This window comes from Streptomyces sp. MB09-02B (genome assembly GCF_033794485.1).
Taxonomy (GTDB): Bacteria; Actinomycetota; Actinomycetes; order Streptomycetales; family Streptomycetaceae; genus Streptomyces.
This window is the reverse complement of the sequence record NZ_JARGEE010000258.1, coordinates 1-13047: the sequence shown is the minus strand read 5'-3', so window position 1 is coordinate 13047 and position 13047 is coordinate 1. Positions and strand designations below refer to the sequence as shown.

10 protein-coding genes are annotated in these 13047 nt (G+C 71.0%); 3 read left to right on the top strand and 7 right to left on the bottom strand.

The annotated features are described in order from the left end of the window. A partial coding sequence (locus P1P70_RS29390; protein ID WP_319243018.1) for an SMI1/KNR4 family protein occupies positions 1 to 1401 on the top strand: 1401 nt, incomplete at its 5' end. A 98-nt stretch (positions 1402 to 1499) separates the two neighbouring features. Here P1P70_RS29390 and P1P70_RS29385 read toward each other — a convergent pair. The 6 genes from P1P70_RS29385 to P1P70_RS29360 form a co-directional block, all read right to left on the bottom strand. After that, positions 1500 to 4040 (bottom strand): tryptophanase, encoded by a 2541-nt coding sequence (locus P1P70_RS29385; RefSeq protein ID WP_319243016.1) that lies wholly within the window; start codon positions 4038 to 4040, stop codon positions 1500 to 1502. 334 nt (positions 4041 to 4374) lie between these two features. Next, positions 4375 to 5715 (bottom strand): cytochrome P450, encoded by a 1341-nt coding sequence (locus P1P70_RS29380; RefSeq protein ID WP_319243013.1) that lies wholly within the window; start codon positions 5713 to 5715, stop codon positions 4375 to 4377. Between the two features lie 13 nt (positions 5716 to 5728). Continuing rightward, on the bottom strand, positions 5729 to 6322 hold the full coding sequence (locus tag P1P70_RS29375; protein ID WP_215451459.1) for a GTP-binding protein: 594 nt from the start codon (positions 6320 to 6322) through the stop codon (positions 5729 to 5731). After that, entirely contained in the window at positions 6297 to 6674 is a 378-nt protein-coding gene (locus tag P1P70_RS29370; protein WP_319243009.1) for a DUF742 domain-containing protein, read from the bottom strand. Before P1P70_RS29370 ends, P1P70_RS29375 begins: the two co-directional genes overlap by 26 nt. Continuing rightward, positions 6671 to 7072, bottom strand: coding sequence for a roadblock/LC7 domain-containing protein (locus P1P70_RS29365; RefSeq protein ID WP_045562285.1), 402 nt, complete (start codon positions 7070 to 7072; stop codon positions 6671 to 6673). The genes P1P70_RS29370 and P1P70_RS29365 overlap by 4 nt, the downstream gene beginning before the upstream one ends. Then, complete coding sequence (locus P1P70_RS29360; protein WP_319243006.1) at positions 7069 to 8274, bottom strand: sensor histidine kinase; 1206 nt, start codon at positions 8272 to 8274, stop codon at positions 7069 to 7071. Before P1P70_RS29360 ends, P1P70_RS29365 begins: the two co-directional genes overlap by 4 nt. Before the next feature lie 552 nt (positions 8275 to 8826). Here P1P70_RS29360 and P1P70_RS29355 point away from each other — a divergent pair. Together P1P70_RS29355 and P1P70_RS29350 are read left to right on the top strand one after the other, a co-directional pair. After that, a complete protein-coding gene (locus P1P70_RS29355; protein WP_319243004.1) occupies positions 8827 to 10323 on the top strand; it encodes an FAD-binding protein in 1497 nt (498 codons plus the stop codon). 201 nt (positions 10324 to 10524) lie between these two features. Then, a complete protein-coding gene (locus P1P70_RS29350) occupies positions 10525 to 11787 on the top strand; it encodes a PP2C family protein-serine/threonine phosphatase (RefSeq protein ID WP_319243002.1) in 1263 nt (420 codons plus the stop codon). Between the two features lie 24 nt (positions 11788 to 11811). On the opposite strand, the gene P1P70_RS29345 is transcribed toward P1P70_RS29350, so the two are convergent. Continuing rightward, positions 11812 to 12984, bottom strand: coding sequence for a substrate-binding domain-containing protein (locus P1P70_RS29345; RefSeq protein WP_413471565.1), 1173 nt, complete (start codon positions 12982 to 12984; stop codon positions 11812 to 11814). Positions 12985 to 13047: the final 63 nt, after the last annotated feature.

Here is a 13047-nt window from a genome sequence, read left to right as displayed (position 1 = left end):
GGCGGGAGCGACGGGGGGCCGGAGTTCGTCAACGACACGACGCGCCGGTTGGACGCCCAGGTGGAGCAGGCACGCCTGGAGGCTCTGCGCGGGGACTGGGAGCGGGCCGCGAAGGCCCTGGACGAGGCCAGGAGGTACGGCAGACCACGGGCCGCCGGGCTGGGCGACCAGATGCGCCGCCTGCTCGGACAGAACTCAGGGGTGTACTTCGACGGCCTGGTGACGGATCCGCGGTACGCGCCCGATCTGCTGCCGCCGCTGATCGCCGAGCACGCGGCGCACTCGTACCGGGACGACTCCACACCGACCTACCGTCTGCGGGGCGCCGACGACGGCGTGGTGTCCCTGGCCTACGCGACGCTGGAGGAGGTGCGCGGCGGTACGTACCGGTACGCGCCGGCCGGGCCGTTCGGGGAGGCGGTCGAGCGGGCTCGGGAGTTGGCGCGGTGGGGGGACACCGACGGGGCCTGGCAGGCGCTGCGGGACGCCGTGCCCTGGTGGGAGCCGCTGGGACCGGACCATCTCGCGCCGCTGGGCTGGGTGGCCGACCCCCTGCTCGGGCCGCTCGCGACCCCGGAGCGGGGCCGCGAGTTGCTCTCCACGCCGAGAGGCGGGCAGGTCGGTGAGGCACCGACACCGACGGCCCGCCTCGACCCGGACGGCCTGGCATGGCTCGCGGAGCCGGACCCGGGCAACAACCGCAGGACATTCCGGTTCGTCCTGGTGGAAGGGGTGGAGCCGGAGGATCTGCCCCGGCGTCTCGCGGACGGGAGCGGCGACGGGGGCGTGGGCCGGAACCAGGACGCGGGCGGGAACCAGGACGCGGGCGATGACGGGGGCGACGGAGACGGCGCCGTGCTGAACGAGCCCCTGACCTCCTGGGAGGCTCGCCGCAGATGGCTGCACGGCCGGAGGGAGTTCTCGTCCTACGACGACAGGGCCCTCGTGTCGGTGGGGCGCGCCGGCCCCGGCTGGAGCTTCGCCTTCGACGGCGAACCCTCCGCCTTCGGCGGGCAGCGGTTCGTCTCCCCTGCCGCGCGTGCGAGTGCGGGCACCCGCGCGGTGGTGGTGTGGAGCGGCCTCAGGCGGCAGCACGAGCAGCCGTACTTCCATCTGTCGGTGGCGCGGGACGGCACCGAGCAGTACGCGTTCACCTACGCCGACGGAGAGGTCCGGCAGAGCGGGGAGATACCGCCGGCGCTGGATCCGAGCCGGTTCTTCGGTGGACCGAGGGGCGACGCCGGGGCGGAACGGGCGCTGCTGGAAGCGGTGGCCGGGGAGTTCGGCGTCCGTCTGCCGCGGCACGCCATCACGCGCGGGCGGCTGCACACGTTCACCACCTGCTCCTGGACACAGCCGCCCGCTGAGGGGGAGACGTTCATGGTGATCCGCCTGGGCTGACCCGTCCCGACCGGCCGGACCCGACCTCGGCGCCCGGACTCCCACGCCGCGCGCTGCGGTGGTCGCCCCGCACGGACGCGGGGCGACCACCGCGGGCCTCAGCCGGTCACCGGCTGCAGTTTGGCGCGGAAGTGCCGCAGGATCGGGGACTGCTCCACGATGCGGTAGCCGTGGACGGACTCCCGCTCCTTCGCGATGCGTTCCAGGGTCCTGCCGACATGGTCGTAGTGGCTGCGGGTGTAGACCCGGCGCGGGAGCGCGAGCCGGACCAGTTCGTACGGGGCGCTCTTGACGGGGTTGCCGTCCTCGTCCTCCTCGCCGAGGTAGAGGGAACCGAGCTCGGCCGAGCGGATGCCGCCTTCGAGGTAGAGGCGGCAGGCGAGGGCGTGGCCCGGGTAGTGGTGGGGCGGTATGTGCGGGAGCAGGCGGCCCGCGTTGAGGTAGAGGGCGTGCAGGCCCGGGGGTTCGAGCAGGTCGACGCCTGCCGTGCGGACGCGGTCGGCGAGGTGGGAGGCGACGTCGGCGCGCTCGGCGAGGTAGGCGGGCTCGGTCACCTCCAGCAGGCCGGTGGCCATCATGTCGAGGTCGCGGCCGGCGAGGCCGCCGTAGGTGGCGAAGCCCTCGGTGGCGATGAGGAGGCGTTCGCACTTCTCGGCGAGTTCGGGGTCGTTGAGCCCGATGAAGCCGCCGATGTGGACGATGCCGTCCTTCTTGGCGCTCATCACACAGCCGTCGGCGAGACGGAACGCTTCTTCGGCGACCTGGCGCGGGGTGCGACCCCGGTAGGCCTCCTCGTGCCGGGTCACCAGCCAGGCGTTCTCGGCGAACCTGGCGGCGTCCAGGATCATCGGGACGCCGTGTCGGCGGCAGATCTCGGCGGTCTGTTTCAGGTTCTCCATCGAGACCGGCTGGCCCCCGCCGCCGTTGTTGGTGATCGTCATGATCACCACACGGACCCGGGAGCCGTCCGGTCCCTCCAGCGTCTGCCGGAGTCTGTCCAGGTCGATATTGCCCTTGAAGGGCAGTTCGCTGTCCAGGTCACGGGCCTCCGGGCAGGGGATGTCATGCGCCTGACACCCGGAAAGCTCCACGTTGGCCCGGGTCGTGTCGAAGTGGGTGTTGGCCAGGACGATGCCACCGGGTTCGAGGAGGTTCGTGAAGAGGATGCGTTCCGCGGCCCGCCCCTGGTGGGCGGGGAGGATGTGCCGGTAGCCGGTCAGTTCCGTCACGGTCTCGTGGAAGCGGTAGAAGGAGCGCGAGCCGGCGTAGGACTCGTCGCCCTCCATGCCGGCGGCCAGCTGCGCGGCCGAGATGGCGCCGGTGCCCGAGTCGCTGAGCAGGTCGATGGTCACCTCCTCGGCGCGCAGGTCGAAGAGGTTGTGGTGCACCCGTTCCAGCGCCGCCTCGCGCTGTTCCCGGGTGGTGAGCGCGATGGGCTCGACGACCTTGATGCGGTAGGGCTCCATAGGGGTTCTTGCTCCTGACGTGGTGCTGAATGGTTCGTGATCGATGCGCCGGCCGTCGTTCGGCGGCCGGACCGCGTAGGCCTCCGAGGAGATGTACGCGGTCACCCGGGCCGGTTTGTGCTGCTCGTGGGCGAGCGCCACGTACGCGACGAGCCCCACCCCGTCCGTCAGCCGTCGTCCGGTGACGGCGGCCAGCGGCCGGTCGAGTGCCCCGGGGGCCATCCCGTGGCGGCCGAGGACGGCCCGGGCCCGGCGCAGTGCCTCCGCGTCGTCGCGGGCGTAGTCCCTGACCGGGACGTGGAGGGTGAAGCCGGTGGGTCCGCCGGTGGTCCGCGTGAAGGAGTGGCAGGACAGGACGGGCCGCCGGTCGAACCGGACCTCCGGCAGGGCCCGGGGGTCGTCCGCTCCCCCGTCGACGCCGCCCGCCGTACGGAGGAACTCCTCCAACGTCGCGCGGTCGGGGCCGTGCTCCATCCGGCACAGCCCGCCGACGTCCGCCACCGCCAGATCGCGGTGGGTGGTGTAGATCTTCACGCGGGGTGCCGCCCAGTCGCCCAGGTCGAGCGCGAAGAACGGATAGCCGTCGGCCGGCGGCAGCGCGTCGAAGGCGTGCCGGTGGCCCAGCCGGTCCAGGGCCGTCCGTACCGTCCAGGCGGCCCGTGCCTCGCCGGACGCCGACGGGTTCAGATACACCTTGATCTTGGGGACGCCGCCGGGACGCAGTTCCAGCGCGATCCACAGCGCCAGGGGGCCCTGCGGGTCGGCGGGGAGGAACAGGTCCTCCAGTACGTCGAGTTGGTCGGTGGAGAAGCCCCAGCGCCGCGCCATCGCACGGACGGCACGCAGACCTTCGAGGCCGTTGTCCCGCAGACCGCCTGCCCCGCATCCCGGTTCCAGCAGTACCCGTATCGCCGGGGGCGCGTGCGGGGTGAGGGAGAGCGAGAACTCCACCGGGGTGGAGTCGTCGGACAGGAAACTGAGGGACGGGGGCGGCAGGTTCAGAGGCCGTCCGGCCACCGCCCCCAGGGAATCGGTCAGTAGACGCGCGTAGTTCCGCGCGTCGGTCCCGTCGAGCCCCGACTCCTCGCAGAGGCGCAGCAGTTGGCCGGTCACGAGCGCGCCGAGCGTCCGGTCCTCCGGGATGCTCCCGGTGCCGGACCCGAGGGGGCTCACCACGTCTCCCGCCGCTGCTCGAAGTACGGAGGCGGAGCCGCTGCCCCCTGGGGGCGGAGGATGTGCGGGGACACAGAAAGATACCCGCCGGCCTGGGCGGGTATCTCGTGTCGCGGCGACCGGTGGCGGGTCACGCCCCTGGTCTCCGCGCGATGTAAGTCGATGTCTCGCAGGGAGCGGCGGATCAGATCCGGATGTCGAGCAGAAGCGGCGCCGATGGATATGTGGTCCACGACACCTCCCTTTGTTCAATGGTCACCACGAATGCCGCCGCGTTCCTACCCCTTTGGTTGAAAACTCATGCAGTACCAGCTGTCACAGACTGTTGTCTGCGTCACCCCTTCAACCACTGCAGGAAGGAGCCCCACACGCCACGCTCCGCCTTCCGGCCCGCCGGGGCGTTCTCCTCGCGAGCGGAGGGCTCCGTCGCGCGGGGCGGGACGGGCCGCTGGACGACCTGCGGGGTGAAGCGGCAGGGAAGCGCGGCCAGCGCGCGGTGGAACGGTCCCGGACGCCAGGTCAGGCTGTCCTCGGGGACCGCGAGTTCGATGTCGTGCAGGCGGTTGAGCAGGTTCTCGACGGCCACCATGGTGACGAGCCGGGCGAGTTCCTTGGAGGGGCAGGCGTGCGGGCCGGCGCTCCACGACAGGTGGGCCCGCCTGCCGCCGGTCTGACCGGCCGCCACGAGCGCAGGGTCGGTGTTGGCGGCCGTCATGCTGACCAGGACGAGATCGCCCGCCCGCAGCTTGGCGCCGCCGAACTCCATGTCGGCGGCGGGGTAGTGCGGCGCGTAGTTCGCCATGGGCGGGTTCTCCCACAGCGTGTCGTCGATGGCTTCCTCGATCAGACCGCCGTCGGCGTAGCGGTCGTGCAGGAGCAGCCGGTGCAGGGTGTTGCCGATGAGGTTGCGCAGCGGTTCGGCGCCCGCGCCGAGGAGCAGGATGAGCTGGTGGACCAACTCCTCGTCGGTCAGGCGCGCCTCGTGCCGCATCAGGTACGAGGTGACGTCGTCGCCCGGCCGCGCACGCTTGAGGGCCACCAGCTCGAACACCGCCTGGCCCAGCACCTGGTTCGCCTTCTCGGCGTTGACGCCCTCGAAGACTCCGGAGATGCCGAAGACGACCCGGTCGCCGATGTCCGCCGGGCAGCCGAAGAGCTCGTTGAACACGAGCAGCGGCAACTGCTTGACGTAGTCGTGCATGAGGTCGATGGAGCCGCGGCCGGAGACCTGGGCGAGCAGGTAGTCGGAGGCCCGCTTGGTCATGTCGCTGATGCGGCGGGAGTCGACCTTGGCGAGGCTGTCGGTGATCGCCTGCCGCAGCCGCGCGTGCTCGGCGCCGTCGGTGAACATGGCGTTGGGTCGGTAGCCCAGCATCGGGACGACCGGGCTGTCCGGGCCCACCTTGCCCTCGGCGACGTCCCGCCAACGGCGGGCGTCCTTACGGAAGTTGCCGGGGTCCTGCAGCAGCCTCAGCGCGGTAGCGTGGTCGGTGACCAGGGTCGCGTCGACGCCGGGCGCGATCTCGACCGGCGCGCTGGGCCCGTAGTGCCGCATGTACGCGTAGTACGCCTGCGGATCGGCCGCGTACTCCGGCCCGTACAGCGGAATCCGCAGTCCGCTGCCGTGCGCCGGGCAGCCGGGCGGGGGTGAGGGAAGAGGGGAGTCGGGGGTCATGTCTGCTCTGCTCCTAACGGGCGCGGTCCATCAAGTAGCGGACGAGCGTGATCAGAGCCTCGGCCGACGACCGTTCGTCCCGTGCGTCGCAGGTGACGATGGGGGTGTCGTCGAGGAGATCCAGCGCTTCGCGCAGCGCCCTCGCATCACGTATCGACGTACCGTCGAAATGGTTGACCGCGATCGCGTAGTCGAGTCCGTACTGCTCGATCAGGTCGATCACGGCGAAGGAGTCGGCCAGCCGCTCGGGGTCGACCAGCACCAGCGCGCCGAGGGCGCCGCGTGCCATGTCCTCCCACATCTGCACGAAGCGCTGCTGGCCGGGGGTGCCGAAGAGGTACAGCACGACACGGTCGCTGACGGTGAGTCGGCCGAAGTCCATGGCGACCGTGGTGGTGGTCTTGCCCTGGACGCCCTTGAGGTCGTCGACCGCCTCGCCCGCCTGGGTCATCGTCTCCTCGGTGGAGAGCGGCGAGATCTCGGAGATCGACCCGATGAACGTGGTCTTGCCCACCGCGAAGTGCCCGACGACCAGGATCTTCACGGCGGTCTGCGTCTCTCCGCCCGGGACGTACGCCCGTTCATCCAAACTTGGACTGGAGACCATTGAGCACCTCCTCGAGGATCTGCAGGTTGGCGACGGGAGCACGGGTCTCCGGCGGGCGGGTGACGAGATAGCCGGCCTCGGAGAGCGCGGCCAGGAGGATCTTCACCACTCCCACCGGCAGTTGGAGGTGCCCCGCGATCTCGGCGACGGAGAGGTAACCGCCGACACACATGCGCAGCAGGTCCTGCTCCTCGGGCGAGAGGCGAGCGGGCCGCTGCTGCTGGTCGGCGACCGCCGTGACCAGTGTGATCAGGGAGAACTGACTCTCCCCGGGCAGGCTGCGCCCGCCGGTGATGACGTACGGCCGCACTAATTCGGCGGCCTCGTGCTCATGCCTGTCGGAATCGGTCATGGCCCTACCACGCTGCTCTCCCTGGGCGGAGCGGTCATGACCTTGCCCAGCTGTCCGACGAGCTGTTGCATCCGGAAGGTGATGTCGGCCATGTCGACGTCGGAGGAGGCCGACACCGCGAGGTAGGCACCGTCCCCGGCCGAGATCAGGAAGATCCAGCCGCCGTCGAACTCGACCAGGGTCTGCTGCCACCGCAGATCCGAGCGGGAGCAGAAGAACGCCAGCGACCGGCTCAGCGACTGCATACCACTCATGGCGGCGGCGGCCTTGTCCGCGTCATCCTTGTCCACTCCCCTCGAACGGGCCCTCAGCAACCCGTCGGAGGAGACCAGAACCGCGTGGAGGGCTCCGGGGATCTCCAGGGCGCTGTCAAGCATCCATGAAAGATCGTTGTTCATTGGACCTCGTGCCCTTCGCTGCTTGCGTCATGGGGGCCGCTCGACCGCTCCCCCGCCTCCGGGTGGGTGGCGCGACCCGCGTCCGTGCCCTGCTTGAAGGCGGCCATGATCGCTGCCGTGTCCTCGCTGCGGCGCCGTGGAGCCGGGGCGGCGGACGGGCCGTTGGAGACGAGGGCCATCGGACGCTTGCGACGCCGCTTGGGCAGACCGTCCTCGGTCGTGCCCACGGGCAGCGAGGACTCTGGGGCACTGTCGTACGCGGACGGCCTCGCCTCCACCGGAGCCGGGACGTCCCGCGGCGCGACCGAGTCCACCGCCACCGTCGGCTGCTTCGGCTCCGGCATCGTGGTGAGCAGTTCGTCGGGCAGCAGCACGACCGCCCGCACACCTCCGTAGGGGGAGGTGGAGTCCACCGACACCGTGAAGCCGAACCGCTCGCAGAGCACACCGATCACCGCGAAGCCGAACTGCGGAGGGTTGCCGAGCCCCGAGACACCCGTGACGCGCTCGCTCGTCAGGAGCTTCTCGGCCCTCGCCTTCTCCTCCTCGTTCATGCCGACGCCGGCGTCGTCGACGATGATGCAGACGCCCTTGGGCACGGAGCGGACGTTGATCTCGACGACGGTGTCCGGGCTGGAGTAGCTGGTCGCGTTGTCGAGGAGCTCCGCGAGGGCCAGCGCCACCGGTTCGACGGCCCGGCTGGTGACGCCGAAGTCGACCTTGGAGAGGATGTGCGCCCGCTGGAAGTGACGGATCCTTCCCTGGGCGCTGCGGACCACGTCGTAGACCGAGGCGACGTCGCGATGGCGGCCGAGCCAGCCCTCGCACAGCACGGCGATGGACTGGGCACGCCGGCCGAACTGCGCGTTCATGTGGTCGATCTCCAGGAGGTCCTGGAGCATGACGGAGTCGCCGTACTTGCGCTGCAGCCCGGAGATGATGCGCTGCTGTTCGGCGGCGAGACCCTGGAGGGTCCGCATCGCGGACTTCAGGGCCGTCCTCGTCTCACCTTCGGCTTCCTGCTGGGCCGCGCGGACGGAATCCGAGTATTGGCTCTCCAATTCACCGTAGTGATTTCTGAGCCCTGCGATCTCCTGCCGTAATGCTCGCGCGGCCCGTCGCTGACGAATGATCAGGGCGACGGCGGCAAGGGTTACGACAATGAGTGCCCAGAGCGCCGGATTTTGTATGTATTGCGTCATGAGACCCTCTTCAGGCGGCCGATGGCCAGCTACTGAATTTCCGTCAATTCACACAGACCGAAGGCCAGCCACTCCGGGGTTGCCACCCAGGCCTCCACGAATGGCGAGAGGTGCTCCTTTTGCACCTATCCGTCCGTTCGGTAAGTGCGGTGATCGTATCATCACTCGACCTGGTGACGGATCGTCAACCTGCGCGGTCCTCGGGAAGGTTGAGCCCTGGTCGCGCGCACACGAGTAAGTCGGTGCGCACACGAATAAGGCCGAATAGGGGCTTCTGCCGCGCCGTGAGGTAAATCCACTTGGGCGAGTGCCCCCACCGCTTCACCGAACGCCTCCGACTCGCCGCCCCCCATCGCGCGGCGGGCCCATGGGAAGTCATGATGGCCGTAAGCGGATTGTCAGGGGGAGATCGCTCTTGGTGATGACGGCCACGCGGTGTCATCGCGCCGGTCCGGTCGAGTACCGGTCGGGCACCGACTCCCACGCACGACAGGACGACAGACCCGGCGCGGCGTCCCGACGGTCCGCCGCGTCCACAGCACGGAGGCTGTCATGACAGAAAGACCCAGCGGTGCCGTCGGCAGACGGCAGTTCCTGGCCCGGTTCGGAGCCGGGACCCTGGCACTCGTCGCCGGCTACGACCTGCTCACCCGGCAGTGGGTGACCGAGGCCGCGGCAGCGGACCGCGCGTCCTTCGCCACTGCCCCGTCCCTCGACGGGACGCTCGTCTTCGACGCGGAGTCACTCGCGGCGAACGCGCACGACCAGGGCAACATCGTGTTCCGGACGCCGTGCGCGGTGCTGCGGCCGGGGTCGGTGCAGGACATCCGGAAGATGGTCGCCTTCTGCGCCGACCACGGCATCGAGGTCGCCCCGGCCGGTGCCCACCACGCGATGTTCGGCCAACCGCTCGTGAGCGGGGGCCTGGTCGTCGAGATGCGCTCACTGGACACGATCCACTCGATCGGCGCGGACGGCGCCGACGTCGATGCCGGTGTGCTGTGGAAGGACCTGATCGAGTCCGCGTACGAGGAGGGCCTCACACCGGCGTCGATCACCAGCTACACCAATACGACGGTCGGCGGGACCCTGTCCATGGGCGGCATCGGGATGATGTCGTCCTACCGGGTCGGCGCACAGGTCGACCACGCCCGGCGGCTCCAAGTGGTCACGGGCGACGCCCGGATGAGGTGGTGCTCCCCCTCGCAGAACAGCGACCTGTTCGAGGCGGCGCTCGCCGGACTCGGGCAGTGCGGTGTCATCACCCGGGCCACCGTCGACCTGGTGCCGGCCAAGCAACTGGCCCGCACGTACCGGATCGGCTACCCGGACATCCCGACGTTCTTCCAGGACATCCGCATCCTGGCGAACCGCGGCGAGTTCGACTCGCTCGGCAGCATTCCGCAGCCCGGCACGGCACAGCCCCTGGTCCTGTGGGCCACCGTCTTCCACAACCCCGGCGAGACCCCCGACGCGTCCCACCTCCTGCGCGGGCTCAGCCCCGCCGCGGGCTCCGCCGCCTTCGAGGACTACACCTACCTCGAGTACATATCCCTGGTCACCGACATGTACGACGCGTTCGCGGCGACCATGGACTGGGACGCGAAGGTCAAGCCCTGGTCGGACCTGTTCCTGCCGGACGGCGCGGTCGAGCAGTACGTCGAGTCGGTGTTCCCGTCGCTGACCTCCGAGGACCTGGGGCCGACCGGCTTCGGCCTCGTCTTCCCGATGCTGCGCGCGAGCTACGGCCGCCCGCTGCTGCGGCTGCCCGACGACACGAGCGGCCCCTGGGTCTGGCTGGTCAGCGTCCTCACCGACGCGGCACGGTCCGGCCCCGACGCCGAGTTCGCGTCACGGATGACGGACCGCAACTACGGCTTCTACCAGGAGGCGGCGGCCGTCGGCGGAGTGCGCTACCCCCACGGCGCGTGCGCGTTCACGGCGGCCGACTGGCAGGCGCACTACGGCTCGATGTGGGAAACGTTCACCACCTGGAAGACCCGCTACGACCCGTGCGGGATCCTGACTCCGGGCCCGGGCATCTTCTGACGGGCCGAACCGGCCTGATCCGCCGCCCCGGGGGAAAGGGCGGATCAGGCCCGTCCGGAGGGCGCACCACTCTTTCGTGGGACACCCGGGTGGCGGATCCGGAAGGTTCCGGCACCTGTGCCGCGGACTGGCGGGTCCCGCGGTCGGTTCGCGCCTATCGTGGAACGGCACACCGACGCTCGGCGCCAAGGCAGGCTGGACATGAGGGAACCGCATATCGACTATGCGGAGGTCTTCCGGGCCCTGCCCGGCATGGTGGCGCTGCTCACGCCCGAACTTGTGTACGCCGACGCCAACGAAGACTTCCTGCGGCTGGCCGGACGCAGCCGCGAGCAGTTGCTCGGGCGCTACATCTTCGACGTCTTCCCCGAGAACCCGAACGAACCGGCCGCCGCCGGTATGCGGGAGACGGAGGCGTCGATGCTGCGCACGGTGGCCACCGGGGAGCGCGACACGATGGCACTGCTCCGCTACGACATCGAGGACCCGCAGCGGCCCGGCCTCTGGCAGGAGCACTACTGGAGCCCGGTCAACGCCCCCGTGCTGGGCCCCGACGGCAAGGTCGTCCTGATCGTGCACCGCGTGGAGGAGGTCACCGAACTCATCCGCGCCCGGGGCGGTACCGGCGCGGACGCCGGGGGTGGCTCCGGCGTTCCCGGTGCGGACAGCCGGGCCCGGGTGCTGGAGGCCGAGCTCTACACCCGCGCCCGGGAGCTGCAGGAGGTCAACGAACGGCTGCGCACGGCGCACGCCCACGAGCGCGAGGTGGCCCTGGCGCTGCAGGCCGCGATGCTGCCCCCTCCAGGGCCGACCGGGTCGCACGACGCGGCCGTGCGCTACCGGCCCGCCGTCGGCGCGCTGAACGTGTGCGGCGACTGGTACGACCTGGTCGGGCTGGACGGCGGGGGCCTCGCGGTGGCCGTCGGCGACGTCGTCGGCCACGGTCTGGCGGCCGCCTGCGTCATGGGGCAGCTGCGCAGCGCCCTGAGCGGGGCCACGCGCGTCGCCGACGGTCCGGCCCAGGCCCTGGAAGCCCTCGACCGGTACGCCCGCTCCGTCGACGGCGCCGAGTCGACCACCGTGGTGACGACCTTCATCGACTGGGACGACCGCACCATCACCTACAGCTGCGCGGGCCACCCGCCGCCCGCCCTGGTGCGTCCCGACGGCACCGTCACCTTCCTCGACGGCGCCACCGACCCGCCGCTCGCCGCCCGGCCCGTCCAGGTCCCGCGGCCCCAGGCCCGCACGCCCTTCGTCGAGGGCTCCACCCTGGTCCTGTACACGGACGGGTTGATCGAGCGCCGTACCGAGAGCATCGACGCCGGCCTGGAACGCCTCGCGGCTTCCCTGGCCCACCACCGCGGGCAGGACCCCGAGACCCTGGCCGACGCCCTGCTGACGGATCTGCTGCCGCCGACCGGCACCACCGACGACACCGCGCTGATCGTCCTGCGGCTGTGACCGGCCGAGGAGGGGGTGGCGGCATCACTTGCCCCAGATCTTCCGGTACCCCTCCCGGTAGCCCGACGGGTTCCAGCTCGTGGCGCCCTCACTGTTGTCGGCCGTGCTGATGTGGACGGGCGCCACATAGCCGCTGGCGGGGCTGCCGGAGAAGGCGCGGTTGAACTCGTCGACGATCTGCCAGCCCTGCAGGGTGAGCGGTTCGGGGACGGTGGCCGCCTGGTACTGCTCGCTGTCGACGCGCTGGAAGGCGGAGGGGTCTCCGTCCCCGGCGCCGATGTTGAACGGCGGGCCCGAGCCGTCCTTGCCGGCCGCGCGGAAGGCGGGGGCGGCGTCGGCGAAGTACAGGTCGTTGATGGCGACCGAGTGGGTCCAGCGGTCCTGGAAGCGGGAGAGCAGTGAGGAGACCTCGCGGGGCGTGCGGCTGCTCGCGTCGGGGATCGGGATGTTCACGTACGCCAGGAGGTCCACGCCCGCGCAGGTGGCGAGCTCCTCCCTGATCAGCTCGGACTTGTTCTTGGCGAAGGGGATGGAGGCGTCGGTGAAGATCAGGGCCCCGGCGTCGCCGTTCGAGGACGAGATCACCCACCGGGCGCTGATCCTCGCGACGTCCTCGACCCGGGTGGTGATGTTGGTGAAGAGAGCGGGGCGCCTGCTGGGGCCGGGGGCGGGGACCGCGTGCCAGCCGACGATCGGGATGCCGGCCTGCTCGGCCCGCGCGATCTGCTGCGAGGTCGAGTTGGGGTCGAAGCCGCCGATGACGATGCCGGAGGGGCGGAGCGTCACGGCCTCGCTCATCGCGGCCTGGATGCCGGCGGGCGTGCCTCCGCCGTCGATCACCCGCACGTCCCAGCCGATGACCCGCGCGGCTTCCCGTACGCCCTCGGCGGCGCCCGCGACTCCGGGGTTGGTCATGGTCTGGGCGACGTAGACGAGGGTTCGGCCTCCGGTCACGGCCCTGGGGCCGGTGGTCGGGCCGTTCCACGGGACGTCGTCGCGCTCGGCCCGGCTGACGGCGGCCTCGGCCCTGGCCTGCGCCGCGGGGCAGCCGCTCGTGCCGGTGGCGGAGGACTCCGGGTCGCCGGACGATCCGCGTTCGCAGCCGCCGAGCACGACGATGGCCGCCCCGGTCAGCAGGGCGGTCACGGCGTGGCGGCCCCTGTCGGCGCCGGAGCGGGCGTGGCGGTTGTGGTGCACGGGGACTCCTCGCGGAGGGACGAGCAGGGAACGCTGCCGGGGGCTGTGGCCGAGGGGGTCCGG